General features: G+C 44.3%; 22 protein-coding genes and 2 riboswitches. Of the genes, 18 read left to right on the top strand and 4 right to left on the bottom strand.

All coding sequences use genetic code 11. The annotated features are described in order from the left end of the window. Nucleotides 1-20 precede the first annotated feature (20 nt). From ABE28_RS21865 to ABE28_RS21840, 6 genes are all read left to right on the top strand, one after another. Nucleotides 21-944 (top strand): metal ABC transporter solute-binding protein, Zn/Mn family, encoded by a 924-nt coding sequence (locus ABE28_RS21865; RefSeq protein WP_306807309.1) that lies wholly within the window; start codon nt 21-23, stop codon nt 942-944. A 12-nt stretch (nt 945-956) separates the two neighbouring features. Further along, complete coding sequence (locus ABE28_RS21860; protein ID WP_064467277.1) at nt 957-1,712, top strand: metal ABC transporter ATP-binding protein; 756 nt, start codon at nt 957-959, stop codon at nt 1,710-1,712. Between the two features lie 10 nt (nt 1,713-1,722). After that, complete coding sequence (locus tag ABE28_RS21855; protein ID WP_064467278.1) at nt 1,723-2,646, top strand: metal ABC transporter permease; 924 nt, start codon at nt 1,723-1,725, stop codon at nt 2,644-2,646. Further along, a complete protein-coding gene (locus ABE28_RS21850; RefSeq protein ID WP_064467279.1) occupies nt 2,643-3,524 on the top strand; it encodes a metal ABC transporter permease in 882 nt (293 codons plus the stop codon). The genes ABE28_RS21855 and ABE28_RS21850 overlap by 4 nt, the downstream gene beginning before the upstream one ends. Nucleotides 3,525-3,662: 138 nt before the next feature. Continuing rightward, nucleotides 3,663-4,835, top strand: a complete 1,173-nt coding sequence (gene rodA / locus ABE28_RS21845; RefSeq protein ID WP_064467280.1) for a rod shape-determining protein RodA — start codon at nt 3,663-3,665, stop codon at nt 4,833-4,835. Nucleotides 4,836-4,886: 51 nt separating this feature from the next. Further along, the gene (locus tag ABE28_RS21840; protein WP_064467281.1) at nt 4,887-5,114 is read left to right on the top strand and encodes a hypothetical protein; all 228 of its coding nucleotides are present in this window, start codon (nt 4,887-4,889) and stop codon (nt 5,112-5,114) included. A gap of 539 nt (nt 5,115-5,653) precedes the next feature. Here the strand turns inward: ABE28_RS21840 and ABE28_RS21835 are convergent. Together ABE28_RS21835 and ABE28_RS21830 are read right to left on the bottom strand one after the other, a co-directional pair. Continuing rightward, entirely contained in the window at nt 5,654-5,989 is a 336-nt protein-coding gene (locus ABE28_RS21835; RefSeq protein WP_064467282.1) for a spore coat protein, read from the bottom strand. A gap of 13 nt (nt 5,990-6,002) precedes the next feature. Further along, nucleotides 6,003-6,284 (bottom strand): hypothetical protein, encoded by a 282-nt coding sequence (locus ABE28_RS21830; protein ID WP_306807308.1) that lies wholly within the window; start codon nt 6,282-6,284, stop codon nt 6,003-6,005. 148 nt (nt 6,285-6,432) lie between these two features. Between ABE28_RS21830 and ABE28_RS21825 the strand changes: the two genes are divergently transcribed. Further along, nucleotides 6,433-7,350: a proline dehydrogenase family protein gene (locus ABE28_RS21825; RefSeq protein WP_064467284.1), complete on the top strand. Its 918-nt coding sequence runs from the start codon at nt 6,433-6,435 to the stop codon at nt 7,348-7,350. A 46-nt stretch (nt 7,351-7,396) separates the two neighbouring features. Here the strand turns inward: ABE28_RS21825 and ABE28_RS24735 are convergent, their stop codons facing one another. Continuing rightward, entirely contained in the window at nt 7,397-7,528 is a 132-nt protein-coding gene (locus ABE28_RS24735; RefSeq protein WP_083232278.1) for a YuzL family protein, read from the bottom strand. A 208-nt stretch (nt 7,529-7,736) separates the two neighbouring features. Between ABE28_RS24735 and ABE28_RS21815 the strand changes: the two genes are divergently transcribed. The 11 genes from ABE28_RS21815 to ABE28_RS21765 all read left to right on the top strand — a co-directional run bounded on the left by ABE28_RS21815 (nt 7,737) and on the right by ABE28_RS21765 (nt 19,597). Then, entirely contained in the window at nt 7,737-10,121 is a 2,385-nt protein-coding gene (locus ABE28_RS21815; RefSeq protein ID WP_064467286.1) for a 3-hydroxyacyl-CoA dehydrogenase/enoyl-CoA hydratase family protein, read from the top strand. 78 nt (nt 10,122-10,199) lie between these two features. Beyond that, nucleotides 10,200-11,378: an acetyl-CoA C-acetyltransferase gene (locus ABE28_RS21810; RefSeq protein ID WP_064467287.1), complete on the top strand. Its 1,179-nt coding sequence runs from the start codon at nt 10,200-10,202 to the stop codon at nt 11,376-11,378. Nucleotides 11,379-11,450: 72 nt separating this feature from the next. Beyond that, nucleotides 11,451-13,238, top strand: coding sequence for an acyl-CoA dehydrogenase family protein (locus ABE28_RS21805; RefSeq protein WP_064467288.1), 1,788 nt, complete (start codon nt 11,451-11,453; stop codon nt 13,236-13,238). A 140-nt stretch (nt 13,239-13,378) separates the two neighbouring features. Beyond that, nucleotides 13,379-13,735, top strand: a complete 357-nt coding sequence (locus ABE28_RS21800) for an arsenate reductase family protein (protein WP_064467327.1) — start codon at nt 13,379-13,381, stop codon at nt 13,733-13,735. A gap of 96 nt (nt 13,736-13,831) precedes the next feature. Further along, on the top strand, nt 13,832-14,215 hold the full coding sequence (gene gcvH / locus ABE28_RS21795) for a glycine cleavage system protein GcvH (RefSeq protein WP_064467289.1): 384 nt from the start codon (nt 13,832-13,834) through the stop codon (nt 14,213-14,215). An 88-nt stretch (nt 14,216-14,303) separates the two neighbouring features. Then, nucleotides 14,304-14,654 (top strand): toprim domain-containing protein, encoded by a 351-nt coding sequence (locus ABE28_RS21790; RefSeq protein WP_064467290.1) that lies wholly within the window; start codon nt 14,304-14,306, stop codon nt 14,652-14,654. An 18-nt stretch (nt 14,655-14,672) separates the two neighbouring features. Then, entirely contained in the window at nt 14,673-14,981 is a 309-nt protein-coding gene (locus ABE28_RS21785) for a thioredoxin family protein (RefSeq protein ID WP_064467328.1), read from the top strand. Nucleotides 14,982-15,142: 161 nt separating this feature from the next. Beyond that, nucleotides 15,143-15,248: riboswitch (SAM riboswitch) on the top strand. 101 nt (nt 15,249-15,349) lie between these two features. After that, the gene (locus tag ABE28_RS21780) at nt 15,350-16,660 is read left to right on the top strand and encodes an O-acetylhomoserine aminocarboxypropyltransferase/cysteine synthase family protein (RefSeq protein ID WP_180319972.1); all 1,311 of its coding nucleotides are present in this window, start codon (nt 15,350-15,352) and stop codon (nt 16,658-16,660) included. A gap of 119 nt (nt 16,661-16,779) precedes the next feature. Continuing rightward, nucleotides 16,780-16,894, top strand: a riboswitch (SAM riboswitch). 164 nt (nt 16,895-17,058) lie between these two features. After that, a complete protein-coding gene (locus ABE28_RS21775; protein WP_064467291.1) occupies nt 17,059-18,093 on the top strand; it encodes a methionine ABC transporter ATP-binding protein in 1,035 nt (344 codons plus the stop codon). Continuing rightward, nucleotides 18,086-18,754, top strand: a complete 669-nt coding sequence (locus ABE28_RS21770) for a methionine ABC transporter permease (RefSeq protein WP_064467292.1) — start codon at nt 18,086-18,088, stop codon at nt 18,752-18,754. The genes ABE28_RS21775 and ABE28_RS21770 overlap by 8 nt, the downstream gene beginning before the upstream one ends. A 15-nt stretch (nt 18,755-18,769) precedes the next feature. Continuing rightward, nucleotides 18,770-19,597 (top strand): MetQ/NlpA family ABC transporter substrate-binding protein, encoded by an 828-nt coding sequence (locus ABE28_RS21765; protein WP_064467293.1) that lies wholly within the window; start codon nt 18,770-18,772, stop codon nt 19,595-19,597. 68 nt (nt 19,598-19,665) lie between these two features. Here the strand turns inward: ABE28_RS21765 and ABE28_RS24730 are convergent. Then, nucleotides 19,666-20,999, bottom strand: a protein-coding gene (locus ABE28_RS24730) for an IS3 family transposase (protein WP_156775877.1) whose coding sequence is annotated in 2 segments (ribosomal slippage) — nt 19,666-20,627 and nt 20,627-20,999 — 1,335 coding nt in all. Because the reading frame shifts where the segments join, the coding sequence is not laid out codon by codon here. Nucleotides 21,000-21,790 lie beyond the last annotated feature (791 nt).

The raw sequence follows: 21,790 nt of genomic DNA, 5'->3' as shown, positions 1-21,790 counted from the left end.
TGAAAAAGGAGGGCATATGGATGGGTGTTCTAAAAATGCTGGGCGGCATGCTTGCTGCAGTGCTCCTGTTAACGGGATGCAACAATAGCACGGCAGAACAGGAAAAAGGCAATGGCAAGATGAAAGTCGTCGCCACAACAGGAATGATTGGCGACTTGGTTGAGAATATCGGCGGTAAGCATGTTGAAGTCACCAGTTTGATGGGACCGGGTGTCGACCCCCATCTGTACAAAGCGACACAGGGTGATGTGAAGACCTTGGATTCTGCTGACATGATTTTCTATAACGGGGTGCATCTTGAAGGGAAGATGACCGATATCTTTGAAATGATGGGCAAGGATAAGCCGACGATTGCCGTAACGGAAGATTTTAAGGAGAACCAGCTTCGTAAAGTAAGTGCGAAAGAGCATGATCCGCACGTTTGGTTTGATGTAAAGCTATGGATCGTTGCGGCAGGAGCGGTGAAGAAGGAACTGATTGCCAATGATCCAGACCATGAAGCGGAGTTTCTCGATAATTACGAAAAGTATGTTTTGCAGTTGGAGGAACTTGATCGGTACGTCCAAGACGAAATAAATAAAATCCCGGAAGACCAAAGGGTGCTTGTTACGGCACATGATGCTTTCGGTTACTACGGACAGTCATATGGCTTGGACGTAAGAGGACTTCAGGGGATTAACACATTGTCGGAATATGGCTCAAAAGATGTGACGGATATGCGGAATTACCTTGTGAAGAATCAAATAAAAGCGATTTTCATAGAGTCGAGCGTTCCGAGGAAGGCGATCGAGGCTGTCATTCAAGGAGCTGCCAAGCAGGGCCACAGCGTGAAAATCGGCGGTGAATTATTCTCGGATGCGATGGGTGAAAAGGGTACGGAGGAAGGAACCTATATAGGTATGGTCCGTCATAATACAGACACAATCGTCCATGCCTTGAAATAAGGGGGAGAAAAAATGGAGCAAGCGGCTTTGAAGGTTGAAAATTTAACGATTGCCTATCATAAGAAACCAGTTGTCGAGGATGTCTCATTCCAGGTTCCGGAAGGGAATTTGATTGGTATCATCGGCCCTAACGGAGCGGGGAAATCGACCTTGATAAAGGGGATACTCGAATTGGTTCCGAAGTTATCCGGAGACATCACAATAAAGGGGTCCACGTATAAATCAATGAGAAAGAGCATCGGCTATGTACCGCAGCGGGAATCGGTGGATTGGGATTTTCCGACCAACGCGCTCGATGTCGTGATGATGGGGAGATATGGACATCTTGGCTGGCTGAAACGGCCAGGTAAGGCCGAAAGGCAGAAGGCGATGGAATGCTTGGATAAGGTAGGGATGGTCGAATACGCCAACCGTCAGATCAGCCAGCTTTCAGGCGGACAGCAGCAGCGGATATTCCTGGCTCGTGCATTGGCACAGGAAGCGGATATCTATTTCATGGATGAACCGTTCGTGGGGGTCGACGCAGCAACCGAGAAAGCCATTATTCAATTACTGATGGAATTAAAGGAAAAAGGCAAAACGGTTCTCGTTGTGCATCATGATCTCTCGACCGTTAAGGAATATTTCGATTGGACGATGCTATTGAATAAAAAGGTGATGAAAATTGGTCCGACAGAAGAAGTGTTCATTCCCGAATACTTACAGGAAACCTATGGAGGCCGCTTAGCGATACTATCGGATACACAGGCCGGCCTTTTATTAAAATGAGGTGTACACGATGAATATACTGGATATCATGACCGATCCAAATACGAGGTGGATTTTGCTTGGCACGATGTTTCTCGGATTAAGCAGTGGTGTCATCGGCAGCTTTGCATATCTCAGAAAGCAATCTTTGCTTGGCGACACGCTCGCACACGCAGCGTTACCCGGCATCTGCGTAGCTTTTATGCTGACGGGGGTGAAATCGACTTCCTTCTTCCTGATTGGGGCGGCAGTGGCAGGTTTAGTGGCTGTTTTCTTGATTAGCATACTCACGAGATACAGTAAGATTAAGCAGGATGCAGCCTTGGGAATCGTATTATCCTCCTTCTTTGGCTTTGGAATCGTCATGCTCACCCAAATCCAGCAGAGTGAGTATGGGAACCAGAGCGGTCTGGATACGTTCCTGTTCGGGCAGACGGCGTCAATGGTCATGTCCGATGTATATATGATGATGACGGTTTCCTTTGTGCTGATCGTCACCTGTACTATATTTTTTAAAGAATTCAAGTTACTATCCTTTGACCCGGGGTTTGCCAAAGGAATGGGATTGCCGGTCGTTTTTCTTGATTATTTCATCATGATGCTGATTGTCGCAGCAGTCGTGATCGGCATCCAGGCCGTCGGTGTCGTATTGATGGCATCCCTACTGATCACACCTGCAGTTTCCGCGAGATATTGGACGGAGCGCCTGCATATCATGGTCATCCTGTCCGGGATATTCGGAATGCTGAGCGGTATGTCAGGCACGCTCATCAGCACGTCCGTCAATGATTTGCCAACAGGGCCATTGATCGTTTTATCGGCGACGGTATGGTTTTTCTTTTCCATGCTTTTTGCTCCTAAACGTGGAGTGCTTTCATCTGTGTGGAGAAGGATATCCTTGAAAAAGAATTATTCTCTCGAACAAGGCAGAAGGAAAGGGAGACATACATCATGAATGATTTTTGGATTATCTTGGTTGGAGCCTTGGTAGCGAGCTCCTGCAGTGTTCTAGGTTGTTTTTTAATCGTAAGGAAGATGACATTGATAGGGGATGCCATCAGTCATTCCGTGTTACCGGGAATCGTATTGGCCTTTTTGATAACCGGGACCCGCGACTCCGTTCCGATGCTGATCGGGGCAGCGGCGCTAGGTTTGCTTACGGTATTCCTGATCCAGCTTTTCCAATCGTCCGGCGTTCAATCCGACGCGGCGATCGGCATCGTCTTCACCTCCCTCTTCGCCACGGGAATCGTATTGGTGAGCTTGTATACGCAACAAATAGATTTTGACCTTGAGCACGTCCTGTATGGGGAAATCGCCTATACTCCGTGGAACACGATGACAATAGGAGGCATCGAGGCCGGGCCGAAAGCCGTTTGGATAGTGGGAAGCTGCCTTATCCTGAACCTCATCCTCATTTTCGCTTTCTTCAAACAGTTCAAGCTTGTCTCCTTCGATCCGGCACTTGCCGCCGCAATGGGGATTCCTGTCCTGTTGTTTCATTATTTGTTGATGAGCCTCATTTCACTGACTACCGTAGCTTCTTTTGATAGTGTTGGCTCGATTTTAGTGGTGGGCATGCTCATCATCCCTGCAGCAACGGCCTATTTATTGTCAGACCGTTTAAGTGGGATGATCAAAGTCAGTATCGTGATCGGGGTGCTCAGCTCCATCATCGGCTACTATTCAGCTACCATTTTGGATGCTTCGATTTCTGGTTGTATGGTGAGCGCCGCAGCTTCCCTATTCGGGCTGGCCTTTCTCTTTTCCCCTAGCCATGGATTGGTAAGCAGATTCCTGAAACGAAGGAGATCGAAAGAAATGCATGCTTGATTTTTCCAGGTGAAAGGCTTCATGCGAATTGGCCTGTAAACTATTCTTCGATATAGTTGTGATTTTATTTGTTTAAAGTATAATGAATAAGTGTATTTGAAGATGCATCGCAGGAGCCTTTTTAAGGGAGAGTTAAGTATGGAAGAACAAAATAAATTTTCATCAAGAATAGATTTTTCTTTAGTCACGATATTGCTGTTATTATGCGTGGGAAGCTGCTTAGCGATCTACAGTGCCCAAACGACTGGACAGTACACGGAAAACTTCCTGATCAAACAAATTTTTTGGTATATAGTAGGAATTGGAATCGTTTTAGGCTTCATCACACTTGATTCGGACCAGTTAAAAAAAATATCCTGGTATGCCTATGGATTCGGCTTGTTCTTGTTATTTTTGCTTATAATCATGCCAGAAAGCATCGTACCAGAACGAAACGGTGCAAGAAGCTGGTTCATCATACCTGGAATCGGTTCGATCCAGCCCTCCGAATTCATGAAGGTGTTCCTGATTTTAGCCTTGGCGAATGTCATTTCGAACCATCATCTAAAGAACACGCTGAAAACCATTCAAACGGACTTTTGGCTGCTCATCAAAATCGGCATTGTGACGGGTGCCCCGCTCATGCTGATCATGCAACAGCCCGATTTGGGTACGGCGCTCGTCATCCTGTCCATCATGATCGGCATGATTTTCATATCAGGGATATCCTGGAAGATTTTGCTGCCAATCATGTCAGGAGGACTCGTCGTCGCTTCGACGATCTTCTATTTTGTCCTTTGGAAGCCAGAGTTCCTGGAAAAATACCTAGGGGTAAAAACCTATCAGTTTGGCCGGATCTACTCCTGGCTCGATCCATATAATTATGCGAGCGCGGAAGGCTACCACTTAACCAAGTCCTTACTGGCCATCGGCTCTGGCCAGACCACCGGTAAGGGCATCGGCTCAAGGGAAGTGTACCTGCCCGAGAGTCATTCGGATTTCATATTCAGTATCATCGGTGAAGAATTCGGCTTCATCGGCTCAAGCATCATCATTTCCCTGTTTTTCCTATTGATCTATCACATCACCAAAACGGGGATGGATACGAAAAATAACTTCTATACATATATCTGTGTTGGAGTCATAAGCATGCTGACGTTCCACGTCTTTCAAAACATCGGCATGACGGTCGGACTTTTACCGATTACCGGTATCCCGCTTCCTTTCATCTCCTACGGAGGAAGCTCGCTAATGGGTAACATGATGGCCATGGGCTTGATATTCAGCATCCGATATCACTACAAGAAATATATGTTCTCAACCGATATTTAAAGAAAAAACGGACCGGCTATACGAAATACCCCTTTCTAAGGGGTTTTTTTTATGAACATTAAAAAGACTTCGAAATTCAAAGCGTATACGTGTCAGATTGGCATGCTTGCTGGTGAATTAGGAGCTTTACTCGCCAGATTGGCATGTTTACTCGCCAATTTAAGGACTTTACTCGCCAAATCGTCGTGTTTACTCGCCAAATTGGGTTTTGCCGATGAAATGAACCATTTTCATCAAGAAAATCAGGCGTTTTGGACGAAAATGGAGCAAATCTCGTAAAAATAGAAGGTTGCTTGCGAATCTGATGAGGTTTACTCGCGAAATTAGGGACTTTACTCGCCAAATAAGCAGGTTTACTCGCCAATTAAGGGACTTTACTCGCCAAATCGTCGTGTTTACTCGCCAAATTGGATTTTGCCGATGAAATGAACCATTTTCATCAAGAAAATCAGGCGTTTTGGACGAAAATGGAGCTAAATCTCGTGAAAATAGAGGGTTGCTTGCGAATCTGATGAGGTTTACTCGCGAAATTAGGGACTTTACTCGCCAAATAAGCAGGTTTACTCGCCAATTAAGGGACTTTACTCGCCAAATCGTCGTGTTTACTCGCCAAATTGGATTTTGCCGATGAAATGAACCATTTTCATCAAGAAAATCAGGTGTTTTGGACGAAAATGGAGCAAATCTCGTAAAAATAGAAGGTTGCTTGCGAATCTGATCCGTTTTACTCGCGAATTAAAGTTTTGCCTCTAATGGCATAAGATAAAGCTAGCTTACAACAAAGGAAAAAGGAGCTGAATTCAGCTCCTGCAAGATTATTATTGGATGTTTGAGCCATATGGGAATTGGCTTTTGTATCCTGAAAATTGCTGATAGGATTGGCTTAGGCTGGCGGTTTGCGCTTTTTCCAAGCCGTACCAGCCTTTTTCGAACATGAGGTTATAGAGTTCACGCTGCATCTCCTGGTTTTCTTTCGAGACGGAGAAGATGTCTTGGAATAGTGCTTGGTTACTCATTTCATGCAAGGCAACCGACAGGGAGTTGCAGAAGTATTTTTCGGTGGCGAGCATGTCGTTTATAAAATCCCGATCGTTCATTTGCGGTGTTTTGGCTACGGGAGATTCTGGGTTTTGGACTTTGTTTTGATTGGGCATCAAGAACCCTCCTTTACTGGAATTGTTGTTGAGTCTGAGCTTGGTTTGGGTCCAAATGGTTCAAAATCGTATCGTAATGGCGTTGATGCATGAGTCCGCAACGATTTAAAGCGTCAATGATTTGCGGGTCTTTGCATTGCGTGGCAAAAAAATGTGCTTTTTTGATTGCATTCAGATTCCATGCAAGCATATCGGCCAAGTATAAGCTGTCTTTCACCGAAACCATTTCCGGGGGCTGCTTCATTAAGCCTGTGGACTGCTGTTGGTTGTTAAAAGAATTTTGCTGTTCCATCATCCTGCCTCCTTTAAGTGTTCATTAAACGCCTTTAATTTTCCCTACAGGAAATTTTTTATTCCCGCTTCTAAATATCTGAAAATTGCATTAAATGATAAGATAAACTATTGCATTTATTTTCCGGAAGATCATGTGGAGGGGAATGCAGATGGAACGAATGTTGAAGAATCTGTTCTTATATTTGTCCAAGAATAAAACGATGACGAGGGCAGCGAGGAAATATGGTCTGCGTTTTGGGGCATCCCGATTCGTTGCAGGTGAATCATTGGAAATGGCCTCGGCTGTGATTGCCGATTTAAACCGGAAGGGGCTTGCTGTAACCATAGATTATTTAGGAGAATTCATTGAGGATGAACAAGAAGCAAGGCAGATGGCAGATCAGTGTATCGAAGCGATTCGCATGATCGGCAGGAATGATCTGGATTCTCAGCTTTCTTTGAAGTTGACATCGATGGGTTTGGATTTGTCGGAACGGGTCGTCATGGATAATATGCGGAGGATTTTGGAAGAAGCCAAGGCCAATCATGTTTTTGTCACTCTTGACATGGAAGATTTTCCGCGCTGTCAGCCGACTTTGGATGTATTCAAACGCTTAAAGGCTGAATATAATGAATTGGGGACTGTGATTCAGGCTTATCTATATCGTACGGAAAAGGATATTTCAGAGCTGGATGAATTCCAACCGAACTTAAGGCTTGTCAAAGGCGCTTACAAAGAGTCAAGGGAAGTGGCTTTTGCCGACAAAAAGGATGTTGATGAAAATTTCAAGAAAATCATCAAGCAGCATGTACTGAATGGAAATTTCACAGCGGTTGCCACTCATGACGATAAGATCATCGAGTATACGAAGGAGCTGGTGAATTTCCATGGAATCGCTGGTGATTGCTTTGAATTTCAGATGTTGTATGGCATTCGTAATGAAAAGCAGCTTGAACTTGTGGAAGAAGGATACAAGGTGAGGGTATATGTTCCATATGGAACGGATTGGTATGGATATTTCATGCGCCGTCTTGCGGAGAGACCGGCCAATGTTATTTTCGTTCTAAAGGGGTTATTCAAGAAATAACGATCGGGAGCCGACCCGGATGTGGGCCGGCTGCCGTGAAGGGCGATTATTTTTTGAATTGATTGTTCTGGCTGTTCACTTTATTGATTCCATGTTGACGTTCGCCGCCAGGGCCGGCATTGCCTTTGACACTCGCTGCACTTACAGCCGCTTTGGAAGGATTATCTTTACGTTTCATTTTGTAGGTCACCTCCTGCTCGTTATTTTCTACTGAACCGTGAAGAAATAACCAAAGGAAGCTGGATAAAAAAATATTTTTTTCCTGTTTAATCATTGCGGAATTTCCAAATATATTCTATATTAGTAATAAGAAAAAATATTCAAATTTTTTTGGATTAAAAATGAATGAGCATTCATTCAATACATCGCGTAAGGGGGATATAAACTTGGTTCGACAAATACGAAAGGCTGCTGTTCTAGGGTCAGGAGTTATGGGATCAGGGATTGCTGCACACCTTGCTAACATCGGCATTCCGACTTTATTATTGGATATTGTACCTCGTGAACTTACAGGGGATGAAAAGAAAAAAGGGCTAACATTAGCAGATAAACAAGTACGCAATCGCATCAGTCAAACTGCGATTACTAAGCTTTTAAAACAAAAGCCGGCACCGCTATCGGCAAAGGCAAACCTTGCGTTGATCGAGGCGGGAAACCTGGAAGATGATATAAGCCGTTTAAAGGATGTCGATTGGGTCATCGAAGTGGTCGTCGAGAAACTGGAAGTGAAGAAAAGTGTCTTTGCCCAGGTTGATCAGCACCGTAAGCCTGGTAGCATCATTTCGTCTAATACATCCGGAATTTCCATCGAGGCGATGAAAGAAGGACGTTCAGAGGATTTTCAAAAGCATTTCCTTGGAACGCATTTCTTCAATCCACCACGCTATCTGAAATTGCTGGAGATCATACCTACTAAAGCTACATCACCGGAAGTGCTTGAATATATGAAACAATTTGGCGAGGATGTACTTGGAAAAGGAGTCGTCGAAGCCAAGGATACACCAAACTTCATCGCAAACCGGATTGGCACATACGGCTTGTTGGTCACTCTCCGGGAAATGCAAAAGGGAGGCTACAGTGTTGGCGAGGTCGATTCTGTAACAGGACCGTTGATCGGAAGGGCGACTAGCGCGACTTTCCGGACACTCGATGTAGTCGGCTTGGATACTTTTGCACATGTCGCGAAAAACGTATATGACCAAGTGGATGGGGAAGAAAAAGAAGTTTTCAGCATTCCTGCTTTCATGAACGACATGCTGGAGAGGGGATGGCTTGGAAGCAAGTCAGGCCAAGGCTTCTTCTTGAAAAAGGGCAAGGAAATCCTTGAGTTGAATCCCGAAACGCTTGAATATGAAGCACGAAAGAAACTAAAAACGCCTTCCATTGAAATGGCTAAGCAGTCCAAGGGCTTGGCAAACAAAATGAAAGCGCTTGTTTATAGTGATGACCGTGCCGGCCAATTACTTTGGAACGTACTGAATCCAGTGCTTGTATATTCCGCCCAATTGCTTGGCGACATTGCCGATGACATCGTGGCGATCGATCAAGCGATGAAATGGGGCTTCGGATGGTCCACAGGTCCTTTTGAAACATGGGATGCCATCGGTGTAGAGAAATCGGTTGCCAGGCTGGAATCCGAAGGTGTCATCGTTCCGCAATGGGTGAAGGATATGCTTGATAAGGGAATCACTTCCTTCTATAAAGAAGAAAATGGGGTAGTCCATTACTACAATAATGGTGAATATAAAGAGCTTGTCGAAAATCCTAAAGTGATCAATCTTAAAGCGATCAAAAAGCAAAAGGGCGTAATCAAGAAAAACAGTGGTGCAAGCCTGATCGATATCGGCGATGGAGTGGCTCTTCTGGAATTCACTTCACCGAACAATGCAATCGGTCTTGATATCATGCAAATGATCAATGCGGCTGTCGATGAAGCGGAAGCGAACTTCAAAGGCTTGGTCATTGGAAACCAAGGCAAAAACTTCTGTGTAGGCGCCAATATTGCGATGATGCTGATGGAGGCGCAAGATGACAATATTTATGAACTAGATATGGTCATCAGCCAATTCCAAAAGGCCATGCTGAAGATTAAATACAGTGCCGTACCTGTAGTCGTGGCTCCATTCAATATGACACTTGGCGGTGGTGCTGAAGTTTCCCTTCCTGCTGCACGCATCCAGGCGACGACAGAAACATATATGGGTCTTGTCGAAGCGGGTGTCGGATTGATTCCAGGCGGAGGCGGAACGAAAGAGCTTTACGTGAAAACATTGAAGAATATGCCAAAGGGTGTGGACTTCGACTTGCAGAAAGTGGCCAACCAAGTTTTTGAAACGGTGGCGATGGCAAAGGTATCGACATCCGCTGAAGAAGCACGCGGAAACAATTTCCTTAATGCATCCGATGGTATCAGCGTGAATGCAGACCATCAGCTATATGATGCGAAGCAGGCTGTAATTTCCATGCATGAACAAGGGTATACGGCCCCGGTACGCACGAAGATTCCTGTCGTGGGTGAAACGGGATACGCAGCACTTCTATTGGGAGCGGAATCGATGCGGCTTTCCGGATTTTTATCCGAGCATGATCTTGTCATAGCAAAAGAGCTTGCATACGTCCTCGCCGGCGGCAAACTTCCATTTGGTACGGAAGTGGATGAACAGTATATTTTGAACCTTGAGAAGCAAGCGTTCCTGAAACTGATATCGACTCCGAAATCTCAAGCAAGGATGCAGCACATGCTCATTAAAGGGAAACCACTTCGCAACTGATCAATGGCAGTAGTGGATGAAGAAACAAAAACGAAGCTTAATGGATCGATAGCTTAAAAATGAGTAAGGGGGATCATCATGAAAGAAGCGGTAATAGTTGCTGGAGCAAGGACTCCGGTAGGAAGAGCGAAGAAAGGTTCTCTTGCTAATGTTCGTCCGGATGATCTAGGTGCTCTAGTTGTAAAGGAAACGTTAAAGCGCGCAGGAAATTATGAAGGAACGATCGATGATCTGATTATCGGCTGTGCGATGCCTGAGGCGGAGCAAGGTCTGAACATGGCACGCAACATCGGCGCATTGGCAGGATTGCCTTATACAGTACCAGCGATAACCATCAATCGTTACTGTTCAAGCGGGCTCCAAAGCATTGCATATGGAGCGGAGAGAATCATGCTCGGTCAAAGCGATACAGTCATTGCCGGCGGTGCGGAGTCGATGAGCCTTGTACCGATGATGGGCCATGTAACGCGACCGAATGCGCAGCTTGCCGAGTCAGCACCGGAATATTATATGGGAATGGGCCACACGGCTGAAGCGGTTGCGAAGAAATATGGCATCTCCCGCGATGATCAAGATGCTTTTGCTGTAAGAAGCCACCAGAGGGCGGCAAAGGCCATTGCCGAAGGAAAGTTCTCCGATGAAATCGTACCGGTTGATGTAACCCTTCGGTCGGTTGGACCTGATCTGAAATTAAAGGAAAAGTCATTCACATTCGCACAAGATGAGGGCGTGCGTGCAGGAACGACGACGGACGTACTCAAAAAACTAAGACCTGCATTCTCCGTTACCGGATCCGTCACAGCAGGGAACTCATCACAAACGAGTGATGGAGCGGCCGCGGTCATGGTCATGGATGGGGAAAAGGCATCTTCATTGGGAATGAAGCCGATTGGTAAGTTCCGTTCCTTTGCAGTGGCAGGAGTACCGCCTGAAATTATGGGGATCGGTCCAATCGCTGCCATTCCGAAAGCTTTGAAACTGGCAGGTCTGGAGTTATCCGACATTGGTTTATTTGAATTGAATGAAGCTTTTGCTTCTCAATCCATCCAGATCATTCGTGAGCTGGGATTGAATGAAGAGATAGTCAATGTGAATGGCGGTGCGATTGCCTTAGGTCATCCGCTTGGCTGTTCGGGAGCTAAATTGACATTAAGCCTATTACATGAAATGAAGCGCAGAAACCAACAGTTCGGAGTCGTGACAATGTGTATCGGCGGCGGAATGGGTGCTGCTGGAGTCTTTGAATTATTAGCGTAATTCCATCCTTCCGGAAGCCATCGGCCGCTTCCGGCGGGTTCACTGATCATTAATCATTTAGGGGGAGAAAATATGTCCAATCAAACAACAGATAACCTCATTAAAGGTGGAGCTTTTTTAGTAGAAGATATTACTTTTGATCAAGTATTCACACCTGAAGATTACACGGATGAGCATAAAATGATTGCCAAAACCACTGAAGATTTCGTTTTGAATGAAATTTTGCCGCAAGTTGAACATATAGAAAACCATGAATTCGACCGTTCGGTAAAATTACTGAAGGATGCAGGCGAAATTGGTTTACTGGGTGCTGACGTTCCCGAGGAATATAGCGGGCTGGGGCTTGATAAAATCAGTTCTGCGTTAATTACCGAAAAAATGGCTCTTTCAGGCGGCTTCGGCATCACGCATGGTGCACACGTAGGGATTGGATCACTGCCAATCGTATTATTCGGTAATGAGGAGCAAAAGAAAAAATATCTGCCATTATTGGCAACTGGTGAAAAAATTGCCGCTTATGCTTTAACGGAACCAAGCTCGGGATCTGATGCTTTAGGAGCGAAAACGACGGCGAAATTGAATGCCGAAGGCACACACTATATTTTAAATGGTGAAAAACAATGGATCACCAATGCAGGCTTTGCAGATGTTTTCGTTGTATACGCCAAAATCGATGGCGAACAATTCTCCGCCTTCATTGTAGAGCGTGAGTATAAGGGTGTATCCACTGGTGCGGAAGAGAAGAAAATGGGCATCAAGAGCTCATCTACACGCACTTTGATTCTTGAAGACGTTTTTGTTCCTGTCGAAAACCTTTTGGGTGTGGCAGGAAAAGGGCATGTCATCGCTTTTAATATCTTGAATATTGGCCGGTATAAATTGGGTGTAGGGGCAGTCGGCGGATCTAAGCGTGCTCTTGAAATTACTGCTGCCTATACAAATCAACGCCAACAATTCAAAACGAAAATTTCCGATTTTAACTTGACGAAGGAGAAGCTTGCGACGATGGCCGCCAAGATTTATGCAGCGGAAAGCTCTGTGTACCGTACTGTCGGTCTTTATGATCAAAGACAAAGCAAGCTGACGGATGAGCAAGTGAAAGATGGCAAATCAATGGCGGCTGCGGTTGCAGAGTATGCGATCGAGTGTTCATTGAATAAATTCTTCGCTTCTGAAGTATTGGATTACGTAACGGACGAAGGCGTACAGCTTCATGGAGGCTATGGTTTCATGCAGGAGTATGAAATTGAAAAAGCTTATCGAGATTCACGCATTAACCGCATCTTTGAAGGCACAAATGAAATCAATCGCCTGCTTGTTCCGGGGACATTCCTGAAGAAGGCGCTTAAAGGTGAACTGCCTCTTCTTCAAAAGGCTCAAGGACTTCAGGAGGAATTGATGATGATGATGCCTGAAGAGCCTGGTGATGAGCCGTTGGCACAGGAAAAAATGCTCGTCAGGAATGCCAAGAAAATCGGTATTTTAGCAGCGGGCCTTGCTGCGCAGAAGTATGGCAAACGTCTTGACCAAGAGCAAGAAATTCTTTCCAACATTGCGGACATCGTATCCCTTGCATATGCTGCAGAGTCTGTCGTATTACGTACGGAAAAAGCGATCGCAGCCACTGGTTTGGATAAGAACAAACAAAAGGTGCTTTACACTGAAATTTTCGTCCAAGAAGCATTCAATGAAATTGAACAGCATGCCAAGGAAACGTTAATTGCCGTGGAAACAGGTGATACACTTCGCATCATGCTTTCTTCGCTTCGCAAATTGACGAGGCACAACCCGATCAATGTAATCGCGAAAAAACGTGAAGCTTCCGTGAAGGTGATTGAAATGGAGAAATACGCGTTATAAGCCTTTTGAACTGGTTCAATGAAGGGAATGTCCGCAATGGGCATTCCCTTTATTTCCTTTGTTCAAAACCGGTCGAATTCAAAGACATTTCGTTGTATTGCGTGGAGAAAACGGGTATCCTATTGATAGGTGGTGAAACGATGGGCTTAATATTATATTGGTACCCAAAATGCGGCACATGCCGTAATGCGAAGAAGTGGTTGGATCATCATGAACTGCAATATGAAGCGATCCATATAGCGGAAAATCCGCCTTCTCGAACTGAAATCGAACAATTATATAAAACCAGCGGATTAGAGCTGAAGAAGTTTTTCAATACTAGCGGTCAAAAATATCGGGAGCTGGGCTTGAAGGATAAGCTGAAAGATGCTACGGAAGCAGAGATGCTTGATATATTGGCGACTGACGGGATGCTTCTGAAAAGGCCGATCGTTACCGATGGGGCCAAGGTGACAGTAGGCTTCAAAGAAGAGCAATTCGAACAGGTTTGGAACTAAAATTATACAAAAATTTGGTTAATTCCTTACTTAAATAATGTTTCTACTTTATAATGTAATAGAAAATACAAGCTGTACATATGGAGGGAATCAATAATGACGACAACACCAAAAGAACTTCGTTACACGAAAGAACATGAATGGGTCAAAACCGAAGATGGAACAGTCCGCATCGGGATCACGGCTTTTGCCCAATCGGAACTTGGGGACATCGTTTTCGTCGAGCTTCCGGAGGTCGGTGACGAGCTCAAAGCCAACGAGCCATTTGGAAGTGTTGAATCGGTTAAGACCGTTTCTGAGCTGTATGCTCCGATCAGCGGCAAGGTTGTCGAAGTGAACGAAGATTTAAGTGACAACCCAGAGTATGTGAATGAATCTCCTTTTGAAAAAGCATGGATGATCGTGGTTGAACCAACGAACAGCAGTGATGTTGAAGGGCTTATGAGTGCGGAAGAATATGAAAGCTTGATCAACGGGTAAGACGAAAGAGAGAGGAGGCTGACCGGTCTGCTCTCTTTTTCCTTTTGTGTCTGGCAGTTGTCCACAATTCGTGAAATGGAGTGATGACATGGAATGCGGCGATTATGATAAAGTGATCATTGTAGAAGGCAGCTCCGACAGAAAAAAGGTTGCCTCCGTTTTGAATGAAGTTGTGGAAATAAGATGTACGAATGGGACCATTTCAATAACCAAACTGGATGAATTGGTGGAGGAATTGATGGACCGGGATGTTTATCTCCTCTTTGATGCAGATGAATCGGGAGAAAAGCTGCGAAAGCAATTTCGAAGGGAAATGCCGGAAGCGAACCACCTTTACATTAATAAAATGTACAAAGAAGTGGAAAGCTCGCCGGAACATCATATTGCAACTGTACTTCTATCTGCCAACATGAATGTAAAAATGAAATTTTTAAGTTAAAGGGTGAAAGACTGAGTGATGCAGGAGTGGAAAGAGGAAACGTGCAAGCTAGCTATTGAAAACGGGGAAACCTTTTGCCTATATTTATATACGCCCTTATGCGGCACGTGTCAGGTCGCCTCTAAGATGCTGGATATATCTTTGCAATTATTCCCGGAAATGATGGCAGGCAAAATGAATATGAACTATGTCCAAGGGATGGCCGAAACATATGAAATCGAAAGTGTCCCCTGTTTATTGCTCTTTAAGGGAGGACAACTTCATGAAAAAATATATGCCTTTCAATCCGTTCCGTATCTGTATGGCTTGCTTAAGGAACTTAGCTAGGAACCCAACCGGAAACGGATTGGGTTCTTGGCTTTATTTTTTTCAACGAAAAAAGAAATAAAAACAAAGAATATTCTAACAATTTATTGACTGGGTAATCGTAAAATGCTATATTTTGAATGTAGAAATTACTGTTGCAAGAAAAGATCAAAATTAAATAGTTCTTATCAAGAGTGGCGGAGGGACTGGCCCGACGAAGCCCGGCAACCGGTATACATATATATACGGTGCTAATTCCAGCAGAGTTTTGACTCTGGAAGATGAGGTGTGTATGAAAGCCTCTTCTTGTGGAAGTGGTTTTTTTGTGTAGGATAAGAACCATTCCCAGGCTGTTCCAAATAAATCCATAGAAGAAGAGGAGAAAGCACATGTCAGATAAAAAATTGCGTTTCGAAACATTGAGTGTTCATGGCGGGCTGCAAGCAGATGAAACCGGAGCCCGTGCCGTTCCCATTTATCAAAGCAATGCATACTTGTTCAAAGATACGGATCATGCAGCCAATTTATTTGGTTTAAAGGAAACGGGATATATATATACTAGGCTCCATAATCCGACGGTCAGCGTTTTCGAGGAGAGGATGGCGTTATTGGAAGGCGGTATCGGCGGATTGGCAACTGCAAGCGGAATGGCTGCCATTTCCCTGTCAATCCTCAATATTGCCGGTGCAGGGGATGAAATCGTCTCTGCCTCTACCTTATATGGGGGCACGTATAACCTTTTTGAAAACACCCTTCCTAAATACGGAATTAAAGTGAAGTTCGTATCTCCCGATGATCCTGAGAATTTTAGGAGGGCGATTACGCCAAGAACGAAGGCCATTTTCGCTGAAACGATTGGAAATCCCAGTTTGCGGGTCCTCGATATCGAAGCAGTGGCAAAAATCGCCCATGAAGCCCACATACCTTTGATCATCGACAACACCTTTGCTACACCTTACCTTTGCAGACCGATAGATTTTGGAGCGGATATAGTCATCCATTCCGCTACGAAATGGCTCTTGGGTAATGGAACGACATTAGGCGGTGTCATCGTGGATGGAGGCAAATTCGACTGGAACTCGCCGAACTTCCCTGGCTTTACGGAGCCTGATCCAAGCTACGATGGCTTGGTATATGCCGAGGCAGTTGGTCCTGCGGCCTTCATTACAAAAGCCAGGGTGCAATTGCTTCGTGATTTAGGTCCTGCCCTAAGTGCCCAAAGTGCCTTCCAGTTTACGCTTGGCCTAGAAACGCTGCATGTCAGAATGAAGGAGCATCTTGCAAATACGAAGACCGTCATTCAATACTTGAAAAATCATCCTGCCGTGAAATGGGTATCACATCCAGCTGATGAGGATCACCCGGATAAGCCGCTTACCGATAAATATTTGCCTAAAGGAGCGGGGGCCGTCGTGACCTTCGGAATCCAGGGAGATCGTGAAGCAGGGGCAAGGCTCATCAATTCAGTCGAATTATGGTCACATGTAGCGAATGTCGGCGATGCGAAAAGTTTAATCATCCATCCTGCCAGCACCACCCATCAACAGCTGAATGATGCAGGTCTGGTAAAATCAGGGGTGAGTGCCGATCAAGTCCGGCTATCCATCGGGATAGAAAACGTAGAAGACTTAATAGAGGATTTAGAGCAGGCCATCGAAAAAGCGACGGATATCGTTTCACTGGCATCCAAATCGATTTAAGTAAAAAGTCCTGATATTTTTTGTTCTAGAAATATTATACATTGCACTCCTTTTTTATCTGTGATAAAATTTCTCCATACTAATGAACGTAATGATGTACGAAATATTCTATATATTAGCTCTTATCAAGAGAGGTGGAGGGATGTGCCCGATGAAGCCCGGCAACCGACAAGGAGGTTTTTCCTTGGAAAGGTGCCAATTCACACAAAGTGTAAACACTTTGGAAGATGAGAGGAAGGCCAGTTTCTTTATCTGCCTTTCTGCTCATGCAGAAAGGTTTTTTTATTTTTAAATTTAGGAAACCCTAAGCATGTGCATGGGTAAAGAAACGCAAGCTGGATTATGTAGAGAAAGCAACTAAGTTCATAGGTTTTATAGGATAAAAGAGGTGAGCAAGAATGATTACATTGACGAAGGTCAGTAAGCTGTTTCGGACAGGAAAAGGAAGCAGCGATACGATCAGGGCTGTAAATAACGTAAACGTTGAAATAAATAAAGGTGAGATTTTCGGTATCATTGGCTACAGCGGGGCAGGGAAAAGTACCTTGATCAGAATGCTCAATGGCTTGGAGACACCGACTGAAGGATCCGTTATCGTAGCAGATAAGGAAATTTCCAAAATCAAAGGAGCTAAGCTTCGCAAGGCCCGTCAGGAAATCAGCATGATATTCCAGCACTTCAATCTGTTGTGGTCCAGGACCGTTCAGGAGAATATAGCCTTTCCGTTGGAAATTGCGGGGGTTTCGAAAACTGAACGGACGAAGCGTGTCAACGAATTGATCAAATTGGTCGGACTGGAAGGCAGGGAGAAGGCATATCCTTCACAACTGAGCGGCGGGCAAAAGCAAAGGGTTGGTATCGCAAGGGCCCTTGCCAACGATCCGAAAGTACTGCTGTGTGATGAAGCGACTTCCGCTTTGGACCCACAGACCACGGATTCCATACTCGAATTGCTCGTTGATATCAATCAGCGGCTTGGGTTAACGATTGTGTTGATCACACATGAAATGCATGTAATCCGGAAAATCTGTCATCGTGTGGCTGTAATGGAAAACGGGCAGGTCGTTGAACAAGGTCCAGTCCTCGATGTGTTCAGGGATCCTCAGGAACAGATGACGAAGCGTTTCGTGCAACAGGTGACGGAGCCAGAAGAAACGAAGGAAACGATGGACCATTTATTCGAACGCTTTCCAGAAGGTAAAGTGATTCAAATGACTTTTGTAGGAGATCATGCGGAAAGCCCGTTGATAACCAAGCTCGTACGTAACTTCGAGTTGGATGTCAATATCGTTCAAGGTAAGATATCCCAAACCAGAAGCGGCTCATATGGAACATTGTTCATTCACCTTGACGGCACAGAGGATGAAATGCTCCGCGCAATCGAATTCGTTAAAGCACAGCAGGTAGGCGTGGAGGTGATCACTCATGCTTGAAGAATTATTGCCGAATATGGATTGGGAAAAAATGATTGAGGCAACAAAAGAAACATTGTATATGACTAGCATCTCTGTAGTGGCGACTTTCTTTATCGGGATACTATTGGGCTTGGTCCTGTTCTTGACAGCTAAAGGGAATATGTGGGAAAACCGGGTTGTGAACGGAATCATCAGTGCTCTCGTTAATATATTCCGATCGATTCCATTTATTATTTTGATCGTCCTGCTCATTCCATTCACCAAAGCGCTAGTCGGTTCCATGATCGGCGTGAATGCGGCGCTGCCGGCGCTCATTATCGGTGCAGCTCCCTTTTATGCACGTATGGTGGAAATCGGCCTTCGTGAAATCGATAAAGGCGTAATCGAAGCCGCTAAATCGATGGGGGCCAAAACGAGCACGATCATTTGGAAGGTCCTTCTTCCAGAGTCGATGCCCGCCCTCGTTTCAGGGATCACGGTAACATCGATCGCATTAGTCGGCTATACCGCAATGGCAGGGGTCATCGGTGCCGGCGGGCTTGGGAATCTGGCCTATTTGGAAGGTTACCAAAGAAGTCAAAATGACGTTACACTCGTAGCGACAATCGTTATTCTAATTATCGTCTTCATAATTCAGATTATTGGAGATGTGATTACATCCAAATTGGACAAAAGATAAAGGGAGATGAATAAGATGAAGAAGTTTTTAGGATTTGCGTTAATTTTAGTATTATCGATCGCTTTGGCAGCTTGCGGAAGCGACAAGGACAAAAAAAGTGGCAGCGATACCGAGAAATTGGTCGTAGGGGCATCCAATGTTCCGCATGCAGAAATCCTTGAACAAGCGAAGCCAATTCTTAAAGAAAAAGGCATCGACTTGGAAATCAAAACATTCCAAGACTACGTTTTACCGAATAAGGCGTTGAATGATAAGGAATTGGATGCAAACTATTTCCAACACTTGCCTTTCTTGGAGTCGGCAATTAAAGAAAATGGATATGATTTCGTCAATGCGGGCGCCATTCATATCGAGCCCATCGGCTTATATTCAAAAAAATATAAAAGCATCGATAAGCTTCCTAAAGGAGCAACGATCATCTTAAGCAGCTCCGTCGCTGACCATGGCCGTGCTTTATCTCTATTAGAAAAAAATGGCCTTATCAAGTTGAAAGAAGGCATCGATAAAACGACAGCTACAACGAAAGACATCATCGAAAATAAGAATAACCTTAAATTCGATGCTGAATATGAAGCGGCCTTACTTCCGAAAATCTATGAAAGCGGCGAAGGTGATGCTGTGTTGATCAACTCCAACTATGCAATCGATGCCGGCTTGAATCCATTGAAAGATTCGATTGCGATTGAAGATTCCGAATCACCATATGTGAATGTCATTGCTGTTAACAAAGGCGATGAAAATAAAAAAGCGATCAAGACGTTAGTGGAAGTTTTGCATTCAAAAGAAATTAAAGACTTCATCCTTGAGGAATACAAAGGTGCGGTTGTACCAGCGGATAAATGATCCAACAAAAAGGTTCCGGAATGATTTCATGAACTGTACCCCATTTTACGGACAGTATAAAAAAGTGCCTAAATGGCTAATAAGTGGTCCCGGTATTGTACCGGGGCCATTTTCTTTAACCCCCATTGGTATCGATGTTCATTATATTCTTCAATAACTCGATCAATTTCTTCCTTCACATCCGTTAAATTAGTACATGTTTTATATTCTGCCAAATCCTTAAAGTGGCCAAAAAAACTTTCCATTGGCGCATTATCCCAACAGTTTCCCTTACGGGACATGGATTGGGTTATCCCAAGTTCCTTCACTTTGCGTTGAAATAGAGGATTGGTGTAATGGAACCCCTGGTCAGAATGAAGGATTACACTCGGATGGAATTCGTGACACACAGCCTGCTTTAGCTTATGTAAGGTCTCGTAAACAATATCCATTTCTAATGAAGTAGATAAATGGTACGTAACGATTTCTTTTGTGGCGGCATCCTTCACGCATGATAAATAAGCTTTTTGGCCTTTCCCATAATAAAGATAGGTAATGTCAGTAAGCAGGACCTTCCCTGGCACCTCCTGATTGAATTTACGTTTAAGAAGGTTTGGACAAGTAAGGTGCTCCTTGGTTGCCTTGGCCATCTTCCTATAGGGGTTCGCCCTTCTGATTTTCGCTAGTAGATTATATTTTGTCATCAACCGTCTGATTTTCTTATGATTCATTACAGCAGAGTAGTCATTCTCCATAATCATTTTGATTTGGAGAGCGCCTACTTTTTCCTTTTTACTGATGAAAATATTTCTGATCAATTCTATATCTAATCCATCCTGTTCTTCACGTAGCTCCCGGTAAGGAGCTGCCTTTACCCAATCATAGTAACCACTTCGACTTACACCAGCCAATTTGCATAGATAAGAAACAGCCTTCTTTAATTGGTGTATTCTAATCGTCCTTTCAATCAGATAGAACTTCTCGGCAGAAGTTAGAATTATTTCTTTTTCAAAGCCTGCCTTTCTAGCTCTTCCAGCTTTTTTAGGAAGTCATTTTCTGCTTCAAGGAATTTAATTCTCGCCTCGGCCTTCCTAAGTTGTTCCTCTACAGACTGTGGCTTGGAAGTGGGACGTCCTGTACTTCCTTTTCCACGCCGTTCCGTAAGGAAGCCTTCCTCACCAAACCTTTCAAAGGTACTACGCCAGCGCTGTAGACAACGTATGGGTTGTTTCTTTCCAACTATTTCGAGATTAATTCCCTGGTCCATGAAAATTTGAGAGGGGGCTTTCCCCTTTTTATATTCTTTAACAGATTTTTTCTTGAATTCAGGACTATAGGAAATAGATCGCTCGGAAGCACTAATGATATTTGGATTCTTTTCAAGTTCTTTAATTTGAAATTCAGTATATATATTCTTACTCATAGAAACCCTCCGTCCATACTCATTACATCCATTGAAACATAAAAAAACCCGGATAAGGAACACTTTTTTATGTGTGTCCGTTATCCGGGGTATAGTTCATCATTCCGGAACCTTTTTTTAATTTCAGTGGATTTGTGGCGGAATCTCATAAAAAATACCCCTTCACACGCAATTGGTGCCGTTTCTTCTTCATTCCTTGCGTACTCCGCGAATATGACCCGGGATTCACCGAACCACTGCTTTCCTTCACCATTTCAGAGGTTTACTCGCGAAATTAACCACTTTACTCGCCAATTTGTCACTTTTACTCGCGAAATTATCGACTTTACTCGCGAATTTCGTGCTTTTACTCGCGAGTTTGGAATTTGCACCAAATTTGAGCCGGTTTCTTGTCAATTTTTCGCGTTTTACGAGAATGCGATCCTGTCTCCCCGACCGCCCGCGGAAAGGGAGTGCCTGCAGTGAAAAGAAACGGACAATATACAAATTCCCCAAAACGTTGGGTATCTGGATAATGGAAATGTTATCTTCATGAACTTGTTATGTTTAATCATGAAAGGGAAGGGTAAACAAATGAAGAAGGCAATAAATTGATTCACAAATTTGAAAGGATGGTTCACTATCAATACTCTAGATTTGAATGTAACAAGCGAAATGGAAAAGGCGATGCAGTCTTCACATGGGATTGGCTACAGTGAGTACAGTAGAAACTTAGACCTCCGGATCGAGGTTGAGAAGGAACGAGATAGGGAACACGAAAAATGCAACAAAATGGTCAAGGACTTACAAAG

It is taken from the genome of Peribacillus muralis (assembly GCF_001645685.2).
Classification (GTDB): domain Bacteria; phylum Bacillota; class Bacilli; order Bacillales; family DSM-1321; genus Peribacillus; species Peribacillus muralis_A.
Note: the sequence above shows the minus strand (reverse complement) of the source record. Positions and strands in the feature narration are given on the sequence as shown.

What these genes read in the sequence shown, in the direction of transcription:
- ABE28_RS21765 (WP_064467293.1), top strand. Translation starts at nt 18,770, where the DNA reads ATGAAGAAGTTTTTAGGATTTGCGTTAATTTTAGTATTATCGATCGCT.
- gcvH (WP_064467289.1), top strand. Translation starts at nt 13,832, where the DNA reads ATGACGACAACACCAAAAGAACTTCGTTACACGAAAGAACATGAATGG.
- ABE28_RS21785 (WP_064467328.1), top strand. Translation starts at nt 14,673, where the DNA reads ATGCAGGAGTGGAAAGAGGAAACGTGCAAGCTAGCTATTGAAAACGGG.
- ABE28_RS21865 (WP_306807309.1), top strand. Translation starts at nt 21, where the DNA reads ATGGGTGTTCTAAAAATGCTGGGCGGCATGCTTGCTGCAGTGCTCCTG.
- ABE28_RS21855 (WP_064467278.1), top strand. Translation starts at nt 1,723, where the DNA reads ATGAATATACTGGATATCATGACCGATCCAAATACGAGGTGGATTTTG.
- ABE28_RS21780 (WP_180319972.1), top strand. Translation starts at nt 15,350, where the DNA reads ATGTCAGATAAAAAATTGCGTTTCGAAACATTGAGTGTTCATGGCGGG.
- ABE28_RS21805 (WP_064467288.1), top strand. Translation starts at nt 11,451, where the DNA reads ATGTCCAATCAAACAACAGATAACCTCATTAAAGGTGGAGCTTTTTTA.
- ABE28_RS21790 (WP_064467290.1), top strand. Translation starts at nt 14,304, where the DNA reads ATGGAATGCGGCGATTATGATAAAGTGATCATTGTAGAAGGCAGCTCC.
- ABE28_RS21825 (WP_064467284.1), top strand. Translation starts at nt 6,433, where the DNA reads ATGGAACGAATGTTGAAGAATCTGTTCTTATATTTGTCCAAGAATAAA.
- rodA (WP_064467280.1), top strand. Translation starts at nt 3,663, where the DNA reads ATGGAAGAACAAAATAAATTTTCATCAAGAATAGATTTTTCTTTAGTC.
- ABE28_RS21775 (WP_064467291.1), top strand. Translation starts at nt 17,059, where the DNA reads ATGATTACATTGACGAAGGTCAGTAAGCTGTTTCGGACAGGAAAAGGA.
- ABE28_RS21850 (WP_064467279.1), top strand. Translation starts at nt 2,643, where the DNA reads ATGAATGATTTTTGGATTATCTTGGTTGGAGCCTTGGTAGCGAGCTCC.
- ABE28_RS21800 (WP_064467327.1), top strand. Translation starts at nt 13,379, where the DNA reads ATGGGCTTAATATTATATTGGTACCCAAAATGCGGCACATGCCGTAAT.
- ABE28_RS24735 (WP_083232278.1), bottom strand. Translation starts at nt 7,528, where the DNA reads ATGAAACGTAAAGATAATCCTTCCAAAGCGGCTGTAAGTGCAGCGAGT.
- ABE28_RS21770 (WP_064467292.1), top strand. Translation starts at nt 18,086, where the DNA reads ATGCTTGAAGAATTATTGCCGAATATGGATTGGGAAAAAATGATTGAG.
- ABE28_RS21860 (WP_064467277.1), top strand. Translation starts at nt 957, where the DNA reads ATGGAGCAAGCGGCTTTGAAGGTTGAAAATTTAACGATTGCCTATCAT.
- ABE28_RS21830 (WP_306807308.1), bottom strand. Translation starts at nt 6,284, where the DNA reads ATGATGGAACAGCAAAATTCTTTTAACAACCAACAGCAGTCCACAGGC.
- ABE28_RS21810 (WP_064467287.1), top strand. Translation starts at nt 10,200, where the DNA reads ATGAAAGAAGCGGTAATAGTTGCTGGAGCAAGGACTCCGGTAGGAAGA.
- ABE28_RS21840 (WP_064467281.1), top strand. Translation starts at nt 4,887, where the DNA reads ATGAACATTAAAAAGACTTCGAAATTCAAAGCGTATACGTGTCAGATT.
- ABE28_RS21835 (WP_064467282.1), bottom strand. Translation starts at nt 5,989, where the DNA reads ATGCCCAATCAAAACAAAGTCCAAAACCCAGAATCTCCCGTAGCCAAA.